This window comes from Kitasatospora sp. NPDC008115, assembly GCF_042957205.1.
Classification (GTDB): Bacteria; Actinomycetota; Actinomycetes; order Streptomycetales; family Streptomycetaceae; genus Kitasatospora.
The window spans coordinates 1-19,703 of sequence record NZ_JBIBHU010000023.1 but is presented as its reverse complement, the minus strand read 5'-3'; the positions used below and the strand labels follow the sequence as shown (position 1 = coordinate 19,703).

At 72.7% G+C, this 19,703-nt stretch carries 15 protein-coding genes and 1 tRNA gene; 2 read left to right on the top strand and 14 right to left on the bottom strand.

Annotation, left to right across the window (positions count from 1 at the left end):
* Window positions 1–104: 104 nt before the first annotated feature.
* From rpmE to ACFZBX_RS26335, 9 genes are all read right to left on the bottom strand, one after another.
* Complete coding sequence (rpmE, locus tag ACFZBX_RS26375) at window positions 105–326, bottom strand: 50S ribosomal protein L31 (RefSeq protein WP_030057539.1); 222 nt, start codon at window positions 324–326, stop codon at window positions 105–107.
* A 182-nt stretch (window positions 327–508) separates the two neighbouring features.
* Window positions 509–1,612: an LCP family protein gene (locus tag ACFZBX_RS26370; RefSeq protein WP_391536267.1), complete on the bottom strand. Its 1,104-nt coding sequence runs from the start codon at window positions 1,610–1,612 to the stop codon at window positions 509–511.
* 143 nt (window positions 1,613–1,755) lie between these two features.
* Window positions 1,756–3,840, bottom strand: coding sequence for a transcription termination factor Rho (gene rho / locus ACFZBX_RS26365; RefSeq protein WP_391536266.1), 2,085 nt, complete (start codon window positions 3,838–3,840; stop codon window positions 1,756–1,758).
* A gap of 581 nt (window positions 3,841–4,421) precedes the next feature.
* Entirely contained in the window at window positions 4,422–5,357 is a 936-nt protein-coding gene (gene thrB / locus ACFZBX_RS26360) for a homoserine kinase (protein WP_391536265.1), read from the bottom strand.
* Between the two features lie 355 nt (window positions 5,358–5,712).
* On the bottom strand, window positions 5,713–6,813 hold the full coding sequence (thrC, locus tag ACFZBX_RS26355) for a threonine synthase (protein ID WP_391536264.1): 1,101 nt from the start codon (window positions 6,811–6,813) through the stop codon (window positions 5,713–5,715).
* A gap of 9 nt (window positions 6,814–6,822) precedes the next feature.
* Window positions 6,823–8,115, bottom strand: coding sequence for a homoserine dehydrogenase (locus ACFZBX_RS26350; protein WP_391536263.1), 1,293 nt, complete (start codon window positions 8,113–8,115; stop codon window positions 6,823–6,825).
* A gap of 136 nt (window positions 8,116–8,251) precedes the next feature.
* The gene (gene lysA / locus ACFZBX_RS26345; RefSeq protein WP_391536262.1) at window positions 8,252–9,646 is read right to left on the bottom strand and encodes a diaminopimelate decarboxylase; all 1,395 of its coding nucleotides are present in this window, start codon (window positions 9,644–9,646) and stop codon (window positions 8,252–8,254) included.
* An 87-nt stretch (window positions 9,647–9,733) separates the two neighbouring features.
* Window positions 9,734–11,389, bottom strand: a complete 1,656-nt coding sequence (gene argS, locus ACFZBX_RS26340) for an arginine--tRNA ligase (protein WP_391536261.1) — start codon at window positions 11,387–11,389, stop codon at window positions 9,734–9,736.
* A gap of 73 nt (window positions 11,390–11,462) precedes the next feature.
* Window positions 11,463–11,906 (bottom strand): response regulator, encoded by a 444-nt coding sequence (locus tag ACFZBX_RS26335; RefSeq protein WP_391536260.1) that lies wholly within the window; start codon window positions 11,904–11,906, stop codon window positions 11,463–11,465.
* A gap of 158 nt (window positions 11,907–12,064) precedes the next feature.
* On the opposite strand from ACFZBX_RS26335, the gene ACFZBX_RS26330 reads away from it, so the two are divergent.
* Window positions 12,065–12,136, top strand: a tRNA-Arg gene (locus ACFZBX_RS26330).
* A gap of 114 nt (window positions 12,137–12,250) precedes the next feature.
* Here the strand turns inward: ACFZBX_RS26330 and ACFZBX_RS26325 are convergent.
* From ACFZBX_RS26325 to ACFZBX_RS26315, 3 genes are all read right to left on the bottom strand, one after another.
* Complete coding sequence (locus ACFZBX_RS26325; RefSeq protein ID WP_391536259.1) at window positions 12,251–12,376, bottom strand: hypothetical protein; 126 nt, start codon at window positions 12,374–12,376, stop codon at window positions 12,251–12,253.
* A gap of 79 nt (window positions 12,377–12,455) precedes the next feature.
* Entirely contained in the window at window positions 12,456–14,030 is a 1,575-nt protein-coding gene (locus ACFZBX_RS26320) for an MFS transporter (RefSeq protein WP_391536258.1), read from the bottom strand.
* 205 nt (window positions 14,031–14,235) lie between these two features.
* A complete protein-coding gene (locus ACFZBX_RS26315; protein WP_391536257.1) occupies window positions 14,236–15,960 on the bottom strand; it encodes a DUF885 domain-containing protein in 1,725 nt (574 codons plus the stop codon).
* Window positions 15,961–16,296: 336 nt separating this feature from the next.
* Between ACFZBX_RS26315 and ACFZBX_RS26310 the strand changes: the two genes are divergently transcribed.
* A complete protein-coding gene (locus tag ACFZBX_RS26310) occupies window positions 16,297–17,055 on the top strand; it encodes a TetR/AcrR family transcriptional regulator (protein WP_391536256.1) in 759 nt (252 codons plus the stop codon).
* Here the strand turns inward: ACFZBX_RS26310 and ACFZBX_RS26305 are convergent.
* On the bottom strand, window positions 17,052–18,005 hold the full coding sequence (locus ACFZBX_RS26305) for an IS481 family transposase (RefSeq protein WP_391536255.1): 954 nt from the start codon (window positions 18,003–18,005) through the stop codon (window positions 17,052–17,054). The genes ACFZBX_RS26310 and ACFZBX_RS26305 overlap by 4 nt on opposite strands.
* A 318-nt stretch (window positions 18,006–18,323) precedes the next feature.
* Complete coding sequence (locus ACFZBX_RS26300) at window positions 18,324–19,565, bottom strand: IS4 family transposase (protein ID WP_391536254.1); 1,242 nt, start codon at window positions 19,563–19,565, stop codon at window positions 18,324–18,326.
* Window positions 19,566–19,703 lie beyond the last annotated feature (138 nt).

The window sequence follows — 19,703 nt, the reverse complement described above, 5'->3', positions numbered from 1 at the left end:
TCGCGGGTGCGTTCGCGCAGGTGCGGGGGGACGCGAACGGCGCCGGTCCCCAAGCACCCCCGGAAACGAGTTCGGGGGCACCGGGAACCGGCGCCGAGGGAGCGCTAGGCCTTCGCGCTGTGCTGCTTGCCGAAGCGGGCCTCGAAGCGGGCCACGCGGCCACCGGTGTCGAGGATCTTCTGCTTGCCGGTGTAGAACGGGTGGCACTGCGAGCAGACCTCGGCGCGGATCTCGCCGCTGGTCTCGGTCGAGCGGGTGGTGAACTCGGCGCCGCAGGTGCAGGTCACACGGGTGACCACGTACTCGGGGTGAACGTTGGGCTTCAAGGGGTTCTCCTAGTGTTCGGGAGGGCACCGGGTCGGCGGCCTGGAAGGCCGCTCGTGAACCGGGACCGACGGTCCAGTCTGCCAGGACCGGCCGCCTCTTCCCAAACCGGGGGGCGCCGCCGGATATTCCGGGCCCGCCGCGGGGCCCCCCGCCGGCCTCCCGCCGGCCCCTGCGGGGCGCCTCAGGGACGCTTGGCGGGCGCCTTCGCCGGGGCCGTGGCGGGCGCCGTGGGAGTGGCCTGGGCGGGGTTCTGCGGCTGGGTGGCGACCACCTCCGCCGGCACCGGCAGATCGGCCTTGAGGGCCGCCCAGAGCCGGTCCGCCTGGGGCTGGCGCTGGACCACCCGGTCCGGGGCCCCCGGGGCCGCCGCCACCGGCAGGGTGACCATGGCGAGCTGGTCCGGCCCGATGCCCTTGAGCTGCTGGGCCAGTCCGACCAGCGAGTTGACCGAGGCGAGCGCGGAGTCGGTGGTGATCGAGCGGGTCAGCGTGTCGCCGACCGACCAGAGCTTGACCGGGTTGCCCAGCAGCCCGATGCCGCCGGCCTGCCGGAGCAGCGAGCGGACCATCTGCTTCTGCAGCTCGATCCGGCCGAGGTCGCTGCCGTCGCCGACGCCGTGCCGGGTGCGGACGAAGGCGAGCGCCTGCTGCCCGTCCAGGTGGTGCTCGCCGGCCGGGAGGTCCAGGCCGCTGTCCTTGTCGTGGATGGCCACCGTGGTGGTCACGGTGACCCCGCCCATCGCGTCCACCAGCCGGGCGAAGCCGTCGAAGTCCACTTCGACGTAGTGGTCCATCCGCAGCCCGCTGAGCTGTTCCACGGTCTTGACCGCGCAGGCCGCGCCGCCGGCCTCGTAGGCGCTGTTGAACATCGCGCGCTTGGCGGCCGGCACCGCCTTGCCCTGCGGGTTCGTGCACTCGGGGCGCGCGACGAGGGTGTCGCGCGGGATGGACACCACGTCGGCGCGCGAGTGGTCCTGGCTGATGTGCACCACCATCGCGGTGTCCGAGCGGGCGGTGCCGCCGGTGTCGCCGCCGGCGAGGTCCGCGTTGCCGCCGGAGCGCGAGTCGGAGCCGAGCACCAGCAGGTTGAAGGAGCCGTCGGTGGCGGCCGGCGGGCGGGCGGTGCCGAGCCGGGCGTCGATGTCGACGCTCTTGAGGTTGCCGTCCAGCCGCAGGTAGGCGTACCCGGCCGCCCCGGCCCCCAGCACGACGAGGGCGGCGACGGCGCACGCGGCCGCGCGCAGGAGCTTGCGACGGCGGCTCGGGACCCTCTTGTGTTCGGCCATACGGTCCAGAGTAAATCGGACAAGCTGCCGAAAAGGCCCCAATACGTCCCGAGTCTGGAACAAACCGTACCGGGAACGGCAACGGGCCCCGGACCGCTTCGCGCGGTCCGGGGCCCGGGTGTGCTTCGACGTGTCCTACGGCGTCAGTCGCCCGACCCGGGGGTCGTCTTGGCGATCTGCATCAGGAACTCGGCGTTGCTCTTGGTCTGCTTCATCTTGTCCAGCAGCAGCTCGATCGCCTGCTGCGAGTCGAGCGCGTGCAGCACCCGGCGCAGCTTCCAGACGATGGCGAGCTCCTCGCTGCCGAGCAGGATCTCCTCCTTGCGGGTGCTGGAGGCGTCCACGTCGACGGCCGGGAAGATGCGCTTGTCCGAGAGCTTCCGGTCGAGCTTGAGCTCCATGTTGCCGGTGCCCTTGAACTCCTCGAAGATCACCTCGTCCATCCGCGAGCCGGTCTCGACCAGCGCGGTGGCCAGGATGGTCAGCGAGCCGCCGTTCTCGATGTTGCGCGCGGCGCCGAAGAACTTCTTCGGCGGGTACAGCGCGGTCGAGTCGACACCGCCGGACAGGATGCGGCCGGAGGCCGGCGCCGCCAGGTTGTAGGCGCGGCCCAGACGGGTGATCGAGTCCAGCAGGATCACCACGTCGTGGCCCAGCTCCACCAGGCGCTTGGCGCGCTCGATGGCCAGCTCGGCGACGGTGGTGTGGTCCTCCGCCGGGCGGTCGAAGGTCGAGGAGATGACCTCGCCCTTCACCGACCGCTGCATGTCGGTGACCTCCTCCGGACGCTCGTCGACCAGGACGACCATCAGGTGGCACTCGGGGTTGTTGTGGGTGATCGCGTTGGCGACCGCCTGGAGCACCATCGTCTTGCCGGTCTTCGGCGGCGCGACGATCAGACCGCGCTGGCCCTTGCCGATCGGCGACACCAGGTCGATGATCCGGGTGGTCAGCACGCCCGGGTCGGTCTCCAGGCGCAGCCGCTCCTGCGGGTAGAGCGGGGTCAGCTTGTTGAACTCGGGGCGGCCGCGGCCGCTCTCCGGGTCCATGCCGTTGACCGAGTCCAGCCGCACCATGGCGTTGAACTTCTCGCGGCGCTCGCCCTCGCGCGGCTGGCGCACCGCGCCGGTGATGGCGTCGCCCTTGCGCAGGCCGTTCTTGCGGACCTGGGCGAGCGAGACGTAGACGTCGTTCTGGCCCGGCAGGTAGCCGGAGGTACGCACGAACGCGTAGTTGTCGAGGATGTCGAGGATGCCCGCGACCGGGATCAGGACGTCGTCCTCGCCGATCTGCGGCTCGGTGCCGCCGCCCGTCTCGAAGCCCTCGCGGCGGCCACGGCCCCGGCGGTCGCGGTAGCGGCCCCGGCGGCCGCGGCGGCCGTCGCCGTACTCGTCGTCCTCGAAGCCGCCCTGCTGCTGCGCCTGCGGCTGGGCCTGCTGGCCGCCCTGGCGGCTCGGCTGGGCCTCGCTCTGGGCGGCCTGCTGCTGGGGCTGGCGCTCGGCGCGGTCACGCCGGTTGCGGCGGTCGCGGCGCGACTCGCGCCCCTCGCCGTCCTGGCCGGCCTGGGCCTCGGCGGTCTCCTGGCGGCCCTCGCGCTCGCCGCCGTCGCGGCGCTCACGGCGCTCACGGCGGTCGCGGCGGGTCTCGCGGCCCTCCTCGCGGCCCTCGAAGGCGCGGGCGCCCTCGGTGCGGGCCTCGGCCGGCTTGGCCTCGGTCACCACGGCGGCGGGCGCCTCGGCGGCGGTCTCGGCGACCGGGGCGCCGGCGGCCGAGGTGGCCCGGCGGCGGGTGCGCTCGGTGCGGGCGGGCGCGGCGGTCTCGGCGGCGGCCTGGACCGGGATCTCGATCTGGGCCTGCGCCTCGGCGGCGGCGGCCGGGGCCTCGGCCCGGGCGGCGGCGGCCTTGCTGGTCCGGCGGGCCGGCTTCTCGGCCGGCTCGGCGGCCTCGGCCTTCGCGGCGCGCTTGGCGGCCGGAGCGGCGGTGGCGCCGGCGAGCAGCGGGTCGCCGCCGCTCTTCTCCTTGATGGTCTCGATCAGCTGGCTCTTGCGCATGCGTCCGGTACCGGTGATGCCCAGGTCCGCGGCGAGCTTCTGCAGCTCGGCCAGGACCATGCCGTCCAGGCCCGCGGCGGCGGTACGACGGCGCCGCGCCGGGGCCGCGGGTGCGGCGGCTGCGTCCGACGCGTCGGCGTCCGGGCGCGCGCCCATCAGATCGGTGGTGTCGCTCACTAAGGGTCCTTCCCTGGAGCGGACGTCGGCCTGTCTGGCTCGGCGACCGGTTGTGCTGTCCTGACCAACGCTCGACTGCGTCGGTCCGAGGCGGTGATCCCCCGAATGGCGCTGGGTGCCAGTCGGGAGAGGGCTGCGAGGTGCGGTGCTAGAAGCACGGTGGTGCTGAGTGGCGTGGCGGGACGGTCGTGTCACGACCCTCCCCCCGGCCGCCGGCCGGGAGGTGCCCCCACGCTGCCTGCGAATCCCGGGCCCCCGTCGCGTGACGGTGGCCCGCGCTCCGCCCGTCCTGGCCTCTAGGTGGGAGGCCGCGGGTGGGAGTCAGGTGCCGTCACGGCTTCGGGATGCGGCCGCAAGTCGCGCAGGCAGGCTGCGTACGCGCTGCGGTGGGCTCCCGGAGAATCGTCGCCCCGTACATCGCCGGGACTCCGCTGGTGCGGAGTGCTGGGATCGGGACGCGGCGCACCGAGCCCCGGAGGGCACCTGGTGCAGCAATGAGGTTAACACTACCGACCCCCTCAGACATTCCCCAGCCTTGCGCTTGCCAATCGTGTCCGGACGGCCCGGCCCGGACGGCGTGCTCAGACGTCGAGCGGGAGCACCGCGGCGCCGGTCCGGTCGAGTTCCAGCCGGTGCGCGGCGAACACCGGGCCGCCGGAGCCGTGGTCGCCGGCGAAGCCCAGGACCTTCTGCACCCCGGCCTCGTCGGTGAGCGCGAGCACGGTCGGGCCGGCGCCGGAGATCACCGCGGGCACGCCCTCGGCGCGCAGCGCGGCCACCAGGGCGGCACTGTCCGGCATCGCGGAGGCCCGGTAGTCCTGGTGGATCCGGTCCTCGGTGGCGGTCAGCAGCAGGTCCGGCCGGCGGGTCAGCGCCTCGACCAGCAGCGCGGAGCGGCCGGCGTTGGCGGCGGCGTCGGCCAGCGGGACGGTCCTGGGCAGCAGGCCGCGGGCGGTCTCGGTGAGCACCTCGGTGGCCGGGACGAACACCACCGGGACGACCTCGGCGGCCGGCTCCAGGGCGATCGCCCGGGCGGTGTCCTCCTCGGTCCAGGCCACGGTGAAGTTGCCCCGCAGGCAGGCCGCCACGTTGTCCGGGTGGCCCTCCAGCTCGGAGGCGAGGGCCAGCAGGGCGTCGTCGTCCAGGGCGGACGGGCCGCCGATGGTGACGGCCCGGGCGGCGACGATGCCGGCGCAGATCGCGGCGGACGAGGAGCCCAGGCCGCGGCCGTGCGGTATCCGGTTGGCGCAGACCACTTCGAGGCCGCGCGGCTGGCCGCCGAGGCGGTCGAAGGCGGCGCGCATCGAGCGGACCAGCAGGTGGCGCTCGTCCCTCGGCAGGGTGTCGGCACCCTCGCCGGCGATGTCGACGGAGAGTCCGGAGTCGGCGACCCGGACGACCACGTCGTCGTACAGACCCAGCGCGAGTCCGAAGGCGTCGAAACCCGGGCCGAGGTTGGCACTGGTCGCGGGAACCCGGACCCGGACGGCGGCGGCACGGAACGCAGGACCGGCCATGCGGTGGACTCTCCTGGGGAAATCGGGCGGCGCGAAGCGCGTCGGTGCGAGGGTGGGGGTGGGGCCGCGGGCCCCGGCCGGGGCGGACGGTCACAGTCGATGGTGCGGCCCCCGACGGGGCCGGACCCGGGGCATGTGCCACACGGCCGGACCCAGAGTATCGAAGAGAGGTTCCACAGCGGTACACCCCGTGGGCCTTCGGTCTGGTGTGTTGCCGCTTCTGGCCGGAATGCGTGCGGGAATCGGATCGGAAAGCGCCGGTGAATTGACACAAAAGTGTCAGTCAAGAACGTAAACCGGGCCGACCCCCGAAAGGGTCGGCCCGGTGGGGGACGGGCCCCCGGGTCGGGTGGGGCTAGTCGAGCAGGCCCAGGCGCCGGGCGGCGGCCTCGGGGTCGATCGGGACGATCTGCGGCTGCGGCGCGCCGGCCACCGCCCAGTCGGGGTCCTTGAGGCCGTTGCCGGTCACGGTGCAGACGATCCGCTGGCCCGGGTCGACCAGGCCGGCCTCCGCCTTGGCCAGCAGGCCGGCCACCGAGGCGGCCGAGGCGGGCTCCACGAAGACGCCCTCCTGGGAGGCCAACAGGCGGTAGGCGGAAAGGATCTGACGGTCGGTCACCTTGTCGATGAGGCCGCCCGACTCGTCCCGCGCGGCGAGCGCGTAGTCCCAGGAGGCCGGGTTGCCGATCCGGATCGCGGTGGCGATGGTCTGCGGCTTGAGCACCGGGGCGCCGTCCACGATCGGGGCCGAGCCGGAGGCCTGGAAGCCCCACATCCGCGGGGTGCGGGCGGCCAGGCCGTCCGCCGCGTACTCGCGGTAGCCCTTCCAGTACGCGGTGATGTTGCCCGCGTTGCCGACCGGCAGCACGTGGATGTCCGGCGCGTCGCCGAGCATGTCGACGATCTCGAAGGCGGCGGTCTTCTGACCCTCGATCCGGACCGGGTTCACCGAGTTGACCAGCGCCACCGGGTACTTCTCGGACAGTTCACGCGCAAGGGTGAGGCAGTCGTCGAAGTTCCCGTCCACCTGGAGGATCTTCGCGCCGTGCACCAGCGCCTGGCCCATCTTGCCGAGGGCGATCTTGCCCTGCGGGACGAGCACCGCCGACACCATCCCGGCCCGCACCGCGTAGGCGGCGGCGGAGGCCGAGGTGTTGCCGGTGGAGGCGCAGATGACGGCCTGGGCGCCGTCCTCCTTCGCCTTGGAGATGGCCATCGTCATGCCGCGGTCCTTGAAGGACCCGGTCGGGTTGGCGCCCTCGACCTTGAGGTAGACCTCGCAGCCGGTGCGCTCGGAGAGCACCTGGGCGGGGACCAGCGGGGTGCCGCCCTCCAGCAGGGTGACCACCGGGGTCGCCGCGCTGACCGGCAGGCGGTCCCGGTACTCCTCGATCAGGCCACGCCACTGGTGGGTGTGGGTGCCACGGGCGGCGGCGTTCTCGGCAACGCTGCTCATCATCTGTTCCTATTCCCCTTCGACCCGCATGATGCTGGCCACGTCGCGCACGCTGTCGAGTGCGCGGAGCTTGTCCACCGTCGCCGACAGCGCGGCGTCGGTGGCGCGGTGGGTGACCACGACGAGCGAGGCGTCGCCGTCGCGGCCCTGCTGGCGCACGGTGTCGATGGAGACGCCGTGCTCGGCGAAGACGGAGGCGACCTGGGCGAGCACGCCCGCGCGGTCGTCGACGTCCAGGCTGACGTGGTAGCGGGTGACGACCTCGTCCATCGGCTTGGCCGGCAGCCTGGTGTACACCGAGTCGCCGGGGCCGGTGGCACCGGCGAGCTTGTTGCGGCAGACCGCGACGAGGTCGCCGAGGACCGCGGAGGCGGTCGGCGCGCCGCCCGCCCCCGGGCCGTAGAACATCAGCCGGCCGGCCGCCTCGGCCTCCACGAACACCGCGTTGTACGCCTCGCGGACCGAGGCCAGCGGGTGCGACAGCGGGATCATCGCCGGGTGGACGCGCGCGGTGACCGACTCGCCGTCGGCGGCCCGCTCGCAGATCGCCAGCAGCTTGACCACGCAGCCCATCGCCTTGGCGGAGGCGATGTCGGCGGCGGTGACCTCGGTGAGGCCCTCGCGGTAGACGTCCGCCGCGGTCACCTTGGTGTGGAAGGCGATGCCGGCCAGGATCGCGGCCTTGGCGGCGGCGTCGAAGCCCTCCACGTCGGCGGTCGGGTCGGCCTCGGCGTAGCCGAGCGCGGTGGCCTCCTCCAGCGCCTCCGAGTACCCGGCGCCGGTGGAGTCCATCTTGTCGAGGATGAAGTTGGTGGTGCCGTTGACGATGCCGAGCACCCGGTTGACCCGGTCGCCGGCCAGCGACTCGCGCAGCGGGCGCAGCAGCGGGATCGCACCGGCCACCGCGGCCTCGTAGTAGAGGTCCACGCCGGCCTCGGCGGCCGCCGCGTGCAGCTCGGTGCCGTCCTTGGCGAGCAGCGCCTTGTTCGCGCTGACCACCGAGGCGCCCTGCTTGAACGCCGACAGGATGAGGTGTTTGGACGGCTCGATGCCGCCCACGACCTCGATCACCACGTCGATGTCGCCCCGGTTCACCAGGGCCTCGGCATCGGTGGTCAGCAGGTGCTCGGGAACCCCCGGGCGGGGGCGGCCCGCCCGGCGGACCGCGATGCCGGCGAGCTCGACCGGCGCGCCGATGCGCGCGGCGAGGTCGGCGGCGTCTGTCGTCATGATGCGCGCCACCTCGGAGCCCACCACACCACAGCCCAGCAACGCCACCTTCAGCGGCCGCGTACGCATCATCCGACTCCGCTCTGCATTCGTACTTCGGTCGTTCCGGCGGGATTTTCGGGGGCCCGCCGGACTTTCGGTCTCCACCAGTCTCCGGGACTTTCCGTACGGATCTACGGTCGTTCCATGATCTGAGACGAGGATTTCGTCATCCGATATCGAGACGCAGGAGATCCTCCTCCGTCTCGCGCCGGACGATCACCCGGGCCGCGCCGTCCTGGACGGCGAGCACGGGAGGCTTGAGGGCGTGGTTGTAGTTGCTCGCCATGGAGCGGCAGTACGCGCCGGTGGCGGGCACCGCGATGAGGTCGCCCGGGGCGAGGTCGGCCGGCAGGAAGGCGTCCCGGACGACGATGTCGCCGGACTCGCAGTGCTTGCCGACCACCCGCACCAGCATCGGGGCGGCGTCGCTGGTGCGCGACACCAGGGCCACCGAGTACTCGGCGTCGTACAGCGCGGTGCGGATGTTGTCGGACATCCCGCCGTCCACGCTGACGTAGGTGCGCAGGCCCTCCAGCGGCTTGACGGTGCCCACCTCGTACAGGGTGAACGCGGTCGGGCCGACGATCGCCCGGCCCGGCTCCACGCTCAGCCGGGGGGCGGTCAGGTTCGCGGCGGCGCACTCGCGGCGCACGATGTCGGCCAGCGCGGCGGCGATCTCGGCCGGCTCGCGCGGGTCGTCCTCGCTGGTGTAGGCGATGCCGAGGCCGCCGCCGAGGTCGATCTCGGGCAGTTCGACGCCGTGCTCGTCGCGGATCGACGCCAGCAGGCCGACCACCCGGCGGGCGGCCACCTCGAAGCCGGCGGTGTCGAAGATCTGCGAGCCGATGTGCGAGTGGATGCCGCGCAGTTCCAGGCTCGCGCCGTGCGCCAGCACCCGGCGGACCGCCTCGGCGGCCGCTCCCCCGGTCAGCGAGAGGCCGAACTTCTGGTCCTCGTGCGCGGTGGCGATGAACTCGTGGGTGTGCGCCTCGACGCCGACGGTGATCCGGATCAGCACCGGCTGGCGCACGCCCTGCCGGCCGGCGATCGCCGCGAGCCGCTCGATCTCCTCGTAGGAGTCGACGACGATGTGCCCGACCCCGGACTTCACCGCGTGTTCGAGTTCGTCCACCGACTTGTTGTTGCCGTGCAGCGCGATCCGCTCCGGCGGCATCCCGGCGGCCAGCGCCACGGTCAGCTCGCCCGGGCTGCACACGTCCAGGTTGAGACCCTCCTCGTGCAGCCAGCGCACGACGGCCTTGGAGAGGAAGGCCTTGCCCGCGTAGAAGACGTCGGCGTCCGTGCCGAACGCCTCGCGCCAGGCGCGCGCCCGGGCCCGGAAGTCGGCCTCGTCCATGACGTACGCCGGGGTGCCGAACTCGGCGGCCAGCCGCTTGACGTCGACGCCGCCGACGGTGACCACGCCCTCGGCGTCACGGGCGACGGTGCGCGACCAGACCTTGGGGTCGAGCGCGTTCAGGTCGCTCGGCGGCGCCTGGTAGTGGCCTTCGGGCAGCACGTCGCCGTGCCGGGGACCTGCGGGGTGTGCGGAGCGAGACATGTCGTTGGTTTCCTCGACCTATGGCGAGGGGCGGCGACGGTCCCCGTTGACCGTCCGCCGCCCCCGCTGTGCACATGGGGGTGGTGCCTACATCCGCTCGGGCGCCGAGACGCCCAGCAGCGTCAGGCCGTTCGCGATGACCGTGCGTGTCGCGTCGGCCAGCCAGAGCCGGGCGTGCGTGAGGTCGGTGGCCTCGTCGTCGCCCTTCGGCAGGATCTGGCAGTTGTCGTAGAAGCGGTGGTACTTGCCCGCCAGCTCCTCCAGGTAGCGGGCGACCCGGTGCGGCTCGCGCAGCTCGCCGGCCGTCGCCAGGACGCGCGGGAACTCGCCGAGCTGGCCGAGCAGGTCGGACTCCCACTCGGTGGCGAGCAGTTCGGGTTTGAAATCGGCGGACCGGGTGATGCCCAGCTCGCCCGCCTTGCGCTGGACCGAGCACATCCGGGCGTGCGCGTACTGGACGTAGAAGACCGGGTTCTCGTTGGTCTGGCTGGTCAGCACGTTGATGTCGAGGGTGATGGTGGAGTCGGTGGAGGACCGCGCCAGGGTGTAGCGGGCCGCGTCCACGCCGATCCACTCGACGACGTCGTCGATCGTGATGATGTTGCCGGCCCGCTTGGACATGCGGACCTCCTCGCCGTCGCGCAGCATCTTCACGAACTGGCCGATCCGGACCTCGATGTTGCGGTCCATGTCGTCGCCCGCGCAGGCGGCGATGGCCTTGAGGCGGTTGACGTAGCCGTGGTGGTCCGCGCCCAGCATGTAGACCGAGACCTCGGCGCCGCGGTCGCGCTTGGAGAGGTAGTAGGCGGCGTCGGCGGCGAAGTAGGTGGTGTCGCCGTCGGCCTTGACCAGGACGCGGTCCTTGTCGTCGCCGAAGTCGGTGGTGCGCAGCCAGATGGCGCCGTCCTGCTCGAAGACGTGGCCCTGCTCGCGCAGCCGCTCGATGGACTCGCCGACGGCGCCCGAGTCGTGCAGCGACCTCTCCGAGAACCAGACGTCGAAGTGGGTGCCGAACTCGTCCATCGAGCGCTTGATCTCGGCGACCATGAGCTTGAGGCCCTCGGTGCGGAAGACCTGGAGCTGCTCGTCCTCGGACTTCTCCAGCAGACCGGGGACGGCCCCGGTGATCGCCTTGGCGATGTCGACGATGTACTCGCCGACGTAGCCGCCCTCCGGCACCTCGCGGCCGTTCGCGGCGGCCTGGAGCGAGGCGGCGAACTTGGTGATCTGCACGCCGGCGTCGTTGAGGTAGTACTCGGTGGTGACGTCGGCGCCGGAGGCGCGCAGCACCCGGGCCAGCGAGTCGCCGACGGCGGCCCAGCGGACGCCGCCGATGTGGATCGGGCCGGTCGGGTTGGCGGAGACGAACTCCAGGTTGATCCGCAGGCCCTTGAGCGCCTCGTTGCGGCCGTAGCCCGCGCCCGCCTCGACGATGGTGCGGGCCAGCTCGCCCTGGGTGGCGGTGTCCAGGGTGATGTTCAGGAAGCCCGGGCCGGCGATGTCGACCTTGGCGACGCCGGTGATCCCTCGCAGGCGGTCGGCCAGCACCTCGGCAACGGCTCGCGGCGGCTTGCCGGCCGCCTTGGCGAGCTGGAGGGCCACGTTGGTCGCGTAGTCGCCGTGGTCCCTGTTCTTGGGCCGCTCGACCGTCACGTGCTCGGGCACGGCGACGGCCAGCTCGCCCGCCTCGACGGCGGCGCTCACTGCGGCCTGGACTGCCTGGGAAAGCTCTGCGGGGGTCACGACGCCAAGCGTAGGCGAGAGGGGGAGGGCACCCGCCACTCGGTTTGGCCGTTGAGGCGCCGGACACCGTCGCTCAGCCTCGATCGCCCCGATCTGTTCGCTGAGGGCGAAATCCACCGACGGGGCCGTCGTCCTGGTCCCGGCCGAGATCCACCAGCCGCCGCACCAGTGCCACCAGGTCCGCCGGGTCGAAGGGCTTGCCGAGGTAGCCGTCCACCCCGACCGACTCCCCCAGGTCCAGGTCGGCCGGCGTGCAGGCGCTCACGATCGCGATCGGCAGCAGCCGCGTCCCCGGCGCCGCCCGCAGCCGGGCCGCGGTCCGCAGGCCGTCGAGCCGCGGCATCATCACGTCCAGCGTCACCACGTCGGGCCGCACCCGGCGGACCACCTCCAGGCACTCGGCACCGTCGGCGGCGGTCACCACCTCGAAGCCCTCGAGCTCCAGGTTGACCCTGATCAGCTGGCGGATCACCTCGCTGTCGTCCACCACGAGGACCCGCCCGGACACTCCCGACACCTCACCGAGGGTATCGGCGGCCCCGCCGCCCCGTCCGGCCTTTCCGCACTTCCACCGGCCCGCCCGCCCGGCCCCCCGCGGAAACCCGTGCACGGAGCACGCTCCGGGCCTGGTAGTGTTCTCCACGTCGAAGCGAACGCGACGACAACACCGAGCAAGCCCCCGTAGCTCAGGGGATAGAGCACCGCCCTCCGGAGGCGGGTGCGTAGGTTCGAATCCTACCGGGGGCACTTCGCGAGAAGTGCCGAAGAGGCCCAGGCCAGTGGCGAGTTGCCACCGGACTGGGCCTGATTCGTTTTCCGGGCCCGCCGGGGGCGGCGGAGTTGCCCCACCGCCCCGGGGCGTCAGGACGACGCGGCGGCGACGGCCTCGGCGTAGAGGTCCGCGACGGTGTCGCCGAAGGCGGCGCTGTGGGAGGTGTCGACGCCGGCCCCGCCCACCACCAGCGGTTCGTAGTCGGACCCGTTCACGGCGGCGCCTCCTTGCTCCGGATGGTGACGAGGAGTCAAGCAGGCGCCGCGAGTGGACTGCAAGAGGTTTCAGCAAATTTCATCTGGCCTGCTGCCGCTGGTGGGCCGGGGTCTGCGCCTGGGTCTGCGGCGCCTGCGCACCCGCCTCGGCCGCCGCCCCGCCGGCGGCGTCACCGGTGGCCCCGGTGGCCTCCCCCGGCGCCGGCCGGTGGTCGATCATCACGAACGCGATCAGCGCGGCCAGCAGCAGGACGCCCATCGCCACCCAGGTGGCGACCACGTAGCCGTGGACCGCGCCCTGGGCCTGGACGGCGGGGTCCCCGGCGCCGGCGATCCGGGCGGCCAGCCAGCTCGCGGTGGCGCTGGCCGCGATGGTGTTCAGCAGCGCCGTGCCGAAGGAGCCGCCGACCTGCTGGGCCGAGTTGATGGTCGCCGACGCCGCGCCCGCCTCGTTCGGCGCGACGCCGAGGGTGGCCAGGCTCATCGACGGCATGAAGACCAGGCCCATGCCGAGGCCGAGCAGCAGTTCGGCGGGCAGCACCATGCCGGCCCAGGGGCTCCCCACGTGCATCTGGGTCAGCCAGGCCATCCCTGCGGCGGCCAGCAGCAGCCCCGGCCCGATGAGGTAGCGGGACGGGACGCGGGTCATCAGCCGCGCCGCGATGGCCGTCGAACTGATGACGATGGCGGCCGTCATCGGCAGGAAGGAGACGCCGGACATGACCGGCGAGAAGCCCTTGATCACCTGGAGGTAGTAGGTCAGGAACAGGAACAGGCCGAACATGCCGACCATCGCCAGGCCGACCGAGAGGGCGCCGCCGCCCCGGTTCCGGTCGGCGACGATGTGCAGCGGCAGCAGGGCGTGCGCGGTCCGCTTCTCGACCAGCACGAACACCGCGAGCAGCAGCGCGCCGAGCAGCAGCGAGCCCAGCACCAGCCAGTCGCCCCAGCCCCGGGTGACCGCCTCGGACGTGCCGAACACGATGGCGAGCAGACCGCCGCAGCCGAGCAGCGCGCCGGGCAGGTCGAGCCTGACCCGGGTGCCCTTGCCGATGTGGTCGCGCTCCAGCACGGAGAACGCCGCGAAGGCGGTCACCACCGCGATCGGGGTGTTGACGAACAGGCACCAGCGCCAGTTGAGGTACTCGGTCAGCACGCCGCCGAGCAGCAGGCCGATCGCGGCGCCGCCGCCGGCGATCGCGCCGAAGATGCCGAAGGCGGTGCTCCGTTCCTTGGGATCGGAGAAGGTCGTGGAGAGCAGGCCCAGCGCGGAGGGGGCGAGCAGCGCGCCGAAGGCGCCTTGCAGGGCGCGGGCGCCGAACAGCATCGCCGACCCGCTCGCGGCGCCGCCGAGCGCCGAGGCGAGGGCGAAGCCGAGCAGGCCGACGATGAAGACGCGCTTGCGGCCGAAGAGGTCCCCGAGCCGGCCGCCGAGCAGCAGCAGTCCGCCGAAGGCCAGCGTGTAGGCGGTGATCACCCACTGCCGGTCGGCGTCCGAGATGCCGAGGTCCTTCTGCGCCGACGGGAGGGCGATGTTCACGATGGTGATATCGAGGACGATCATCAACTGGGCGATGGCGATGACCGCCAGGGCCCACCAGCGACGGGACTCCGCCGCCGCATGACCGGTGGGGGCTTGGGCTTGGGCAGACACTGGGAGAGCCTTTCCGTAGGGGTGCGGAGAGGTCACGCAGTCGCCTTCCAGCCAAACGCGCGGGGTGGCGAATGGCAAGGAAAAATCTGTACAAATCGGTTGGACCAGGACCAAAGAACCAGAGCGTGTGGGACCCCGGCACGAGGCCCCCGGGACCGTCCCCGGGGGCCTCGTGCCGGGCCCGCCGACCGCCGCGGCCCGGCGGCTACAGCGCCGAGAGCTCCGCGACCAGGTCGTCCAGGCCCAGCGAGCCCTGCGACAGCGCCGCCATGTGCCAGGCCTTGAGGTCGAACACCTCGCCGCGCGCCTCGTGCGCCGCCCGGGCCGCCGCGCGCCCGCGCAGCCAGGCCCGCTCGCCCAGCTTGTAGCCGATCGCCTGGCCGGGCAGACCCAGGTAGCGGACCAGCTCGCTGTCCAGGAAGTCGGCGGACAGCCCGCAGTACAGGCCGAAGAACTCCCGCGCGGCCTCCGGCGAGACCCGCTCCCCCGCCCGGTACGGCGAGTCCGCCGGGAAGTCCAGGCCGGCGTGCATGCCGATGTCGACGATCACCCGCAGCGCCCGCATCATCTGGGCGTTGAGGTAGCCGAGCCGGTGGCCGGGGTCCGTCAGGTAGCCGAGTTCGTCCATCAGGCGCTCGGCGTACAGCGCCCAGCCCTCCTGGTTGGCGCTCACCCCGCCGAGGCTGACCTGGTAGGTGGAGAGCCGGTCGGCGACGTGGTTCCACTGCGCCAACTGGAGGTGGTGGCCGGGGACGCCCTCGTGGTACCAGGTCGAGACCAGGTCCCACTCCGGGAAGCGCTCCCGGCCCAGGACCGGCAGCCAGGTGCGGCCGGGGCGGCTGAAGTCCAGCGACGGCGCGGTGTAGTACGGCGCGGCGGCGCTGCCGGCCGGGGCGATCCGCGACTCGACCCGGGTGACCGGCTCGGCCAGGTCGAAGTGGGTGCCCTGGAGGTCGGCGATCGCGGAGTCCATCAGGCCCTGGAGGAACTCACGGGCGGCCTCGGTGCCGATCCGCGCGGGGCCGTCGCTCTCCAGCCACTTCATCGCCTCCATCGGCTCGGCGCCCGGCCGCACCTTCTCCGCCTCCACCCGCATCTGGGCGAGCAGGTCGTGGAACTCCTGCCAGGCCCAGGCGTAGGCCTCGTCGAGATCGAGGTCCGCACCGGTCCAGTAGCGCACCCAGCGGCCGTAGCGCTCGCGGCCGACGGTGTCGGGGGCGTCGGCGGCGGCCGGCCCGTAGACGTCGCGCAGCCAGTCGCGCAGGGCGGCGACCGCCCCGGCGGCGGCCACCGCGTGACCGGCCAGTTCCTCGCGCAGCGCCTCGGGGGCGTCCGCGACCAGGCCGCCGAACCAGCCGCCCGGGGTCTCCCCGGCCAGCCACTCGCCGAGCTGGCCGGTCACCGTGGCGACCTGGCGCGGGCCGGACAGCAGGCCGCGCTCGATGCCCTCGGCGAGGGTGGCGCGGTACCCGGTGAGCGCCTCGGGCACCCGGGCGAGGCGGCGGCCGAGGATCCGCCACTGCTCCTCGGTGTCGGTGGGCATCAGGCTGAAGACATCGCGGACGTTGTGCACCGGGGAGCCCAGGTTGTGGACGGCCCGGTAGAGCTCGCCCGCGTCGTGGACGGCGAGTTCGGCGGTGAGCCGCTCGCGCAGCAGGCGAGCGCAGCGCCGTTCGGCCTCGTCCCGGGGGGTGCCGGAGGCCTCGGCGGCGTCGAGCGCCGCCTCGGCCCCGTCGAGCCGGGCCAGGGTGGCGCGGCCGAGTTCCGCGATCGCCTCGGCGCCGGCCGGGGAGAGGTCGGGCAGGCGGTCGTCCTCGGGGTTGAGGCCCAGGTAGACCGCGGTCAGCGGGTCGGTTTCGGCAAGGTCCCGGACGTAGGCATCGGCGACACTGCGGGGTGTGGTGCCGTCGGAGCTGATCAGTTCAACCATCCGGACATCATTTCGTGGCGGGCGCCGTTTGCAAGCCCCTGCCGATGGCATGGACCGGCCAATCTCCGCCCCGGCGGCGCGGTCGGCGCTGCCACGGCGCCCGGCCCGGACCCCGACGGGGTAGTTGGCACACGAAGAGAATGAAGGCGGGCCCGGTCCGCGGGGCGCTGACGTGCCCGAGACCCGTGAGGATGTGCGAGAGGCGGCGGACCCGCAGCCGGCCGTCGGCGGCCGTCCGGACGGAGCCGGACGGGTCCCGGACGGGCGCAAACGCCCGTTCGGAAGATCGGTGCAGACCCGGCTCCCATCCGGTCCGGGGCCGTTACGCTGGCCGCCATGGAAGCCAGCTCAGCGCCCGTCCCGCCCGCCCCCGAGCCGGCCGCCCGGTCCCGGCGCGCCGGGTACCGGCGGCTGCCGGTACAGCAGCGGCGCGAGCAGCTGATCGCGGTGGCGCTGGAGCTGTTCGCCCACCGGCCGCCCGACGAGGTCGGCCTCGACGACGTCGCCGAGGCCGCCGGGGCGTCCCGGCCGCTGGTCTACCGCTACTTCGCGGGCGGCAAGCAGCAGCTGTACGAGGCCGCGCTCCGCAGCGCGGCCGAGGAGCTCACCGACCGCTTCACGGTGCCGCCCGCCGGCACCCCGACCCAGCAGCTTTCCGCCGTGCTGGAGCACTACTTCTCCTTCGTCGCCGAGCACGACGCCGGCTACTCGGCGCTGCTGCGCGGCGGTTCGGTGGTGGAGACGGCCCGCACCTCGGCGATCGTGGACGACGTCCGGCGGGCGGCGCTGCGGCGGACGCTGCGCCACCTCGGGGTGCGGCAGGCCGGGCCGCGGCTGACGCTGCTGGTGCGCTCCTGGATCGCGGTGGTCGAGGGGGCCTCGCTGAGCTGGCTCGACGAGGGCCGGGCGCTGCCGGTGGACGAGCTGCGCGAGTGGCTGGTGGACCAGTTCGTGGCGATGGCGGCGGCGACGGCGCTGCACGACCCGCAGACCGCGGAGGTGCTGGCCGCGCTGCTGGCGCTGGAGGGCCCCGACTCGCCGCGCACGGCCCGGCTGCGGGCGGTGCTGGGAGCGAAGGAGGACCAGGCGCTCTAGGTGTTCTGATCTGAGAGGTTGGGAACGCGGCTGGCGGGTGGTTTGCCTGCGAGTGCGGTGTGTCCGCGGTGGTGATTGTAGGTGTGGAGCCAGGCGGGGTAGGCGTCGCGGCGTTCCTGCTCGCTGCGGTAGGGCCTGGCGTAGGCCCATTCGTCGAGCAGGGTGCGGTTGAAGCGTTCGACCTTGCCGTTGGTCTGCGGGCGGTAGGGGCGGGTGCGTTTGTGCGTGATGCCCTCGGTGGCGAGGGCATCACGCCAGGCATGTGACTTGTAGCAGGCTCCGTTGTCGGTCAGCACGCGCTGGACGGTGATCCCGGCCCGGGCGAAGAAGGTGTTCGCGCGGGCCCAGAACGCGGCCGCGGTCTCCTTGCGTTCGTCGGGCAGGATCTCGCTGTAGGCGAGGCGGGAGTGGTCGTCGAGGGCGTTGTGCAGGTAGCTGTAGCCGGCTTTGGACCGGTTTTTGCGGCCCGCTTCGCGGCCGAGGCTCTTGTGGCCGCCGCCGTCGGGGATGTTGCCGAGCTTCTTGATGTCGACGTGGACCAGCTCGCCCGGTGCGGCGCGTTCGTAGCGCCGCACCGGGCGTCCCGTGGCGCGGTCGAGGTGGGCCAGGCGGGCGAGGCGGTAGCGGACCAGGACCCGGTGGACGGTGGCCGGGTTGAGGTGGAGCAGGTAGGCGATGCGGGCCGGTCCCCAGCGGCGCAGGACACGGACCTTGACGATCCTCCGCTCGGTGCGGGCCGGCAGCCTGCGCGGACTGCGGTGCGGCCGTGAGGAACGGTCGGCCAGGCCGGCCTCGCCCAGCGTTCTGTAGCGGTCGGCCCAGCGCTTCGCGGTGGTCGGCGAGACCTGGAAGCGCTCGGCGGCCCGCCGCAGCGGCCAGCCGTCCTCGACCACGCAGCGGGCCAGGCGCAGGCGTCCGGTCTCGGTCAGCGGTGCGTTACGGTGTGGCACGAGGGCCTTTCTGGTCGTAGGTGCAGATGTCGCAATCCACACCGAGCCAGAAGGCCCTCACTCATTTCAAGATCACCACACCGTGAACCGTGTCACCAACCTCCGTGGTCAGTACACCTAGGGCCAATACCGGTGATTTAGGTTGGTTTCCGGCTGGTTGAGGTGGCTCGGGTCGGCCCGACCAGTCGGACTGTTGGTGTGTCGGGTCGCGGTGGGTTGGAGTGCTCGGCACGCTTGAGTGCCCAGTTCGACATCTTGCGTTTGATCACGCGGGGGTTGGAGCGCAACCGCCTTGGGGGCAGGAGCCGTTCGGTGATCTCACGCAGGCTCCGGGCGGTGGCCCGGTTGAGTCGGGAGGGGGGAAAGCGCCGCCTGCCCGGTGACGTGGCGGCGGACGATGCGCAGGGTGCGGGTGAAGGAGATCCGGTCGGGATCGTGCCCGTCTCGCAGGGCGGCCTGGTGCATCAGGTCTCGCAGGGCGTGGTGGACCAGCAGGAATGCGAAGATCTCCTGTTCAACCCCGCGCGGATACCGGGAGCGCAGGACGAGCCCGGGGCCGCCCTGGTGGTTCTTGATCTCGTCGAGCGTGTTCTCGATCTCCCACCGTTGGGCGTAGAGGGCGGCGAGTTCCGAGGCCGGGGCCCGGGCGGGATCCAGGATGCTGGTGATCAGTCGATAGACGGTGCCGTCGCCGCCGTCCGGGCCGAGTGTGTACTCGATGACCCGCACCCGCTCCGGATCCGCCCGCCGGTAGTGGTCCCGCGCCGTGACGATCTCCGAAAGGTAGGAGCCGTCGTCGAGCGTCTCGACCACAGGCAGCACGATCACGCTCCGCACCCGCCACAGCAGGTCGGCGCCGCCCGCCTTCGCCGCCCGCCACAGGTCCAGGCCGCAGAACCCGCGGTCGGCGAGCACGAGCATGCCTTCGACCAGCGCCGGGAACAGCCGCTCGGCCAGGACGGCCTCGTGGACGGACAGCGGTCCGATCTCGGCGGCGAACACGGCGTGGGTGCCGCACTCGGCCAGGGCCGCGACCCTCGCCTGCGGATACGCGCTGCGGCCCTGACCGCGGCTGCTGCCCGGCCTCCCGAAGAACTCGGTGTTCGCCGTCGTGTCCGGCAGGTCGAAAACGGTGCCGTCCACCGCGACCAGCCGCCAGTTCCGGTACCAGGCGCCCTGCGTCTCACGGACGGCCACCGGCCGGCAGGCCCGGGTGAACAGGGCCCGCAACGGCTCGGGCCCGAGTCGAAGACGCGCCCGGCCGATCGCCGCCGTCGTCGGCACCCGCCAGGCCCGAGCCCACCGGCCATCGCGCTCCAGCCCCTGGACGAGCAGTCGGGCGACCTCCTCGTAGCCCTGCCCGAAGAACAGGCACATCGCCAGGACGAAGTAGACCACCACCCGCGCCGGCAGCAACCGATGCCGCTGTTCGACCCGACCGCACTCGGCGACCACCTCATCGATCAACTCGGGCGGAAAAGCCCGCGTCAGCACCCCCAACGCGATCCGATCCGAGAGCCGATCACTCGCCGGCGACTTCACCTGTCCAGGCCTTGGCACAACCCAACCAACGACCGAATCGCACCAAAGTCACCGGTATTGCACCTAGGGCGTGTCTTGCGGATCTTTGCCGGGTCCGCGGCGCCGGGGCACGCACCTCGCCGCGTTGTCGTCGGTCGCCAATGCTCCGCAGTGGCT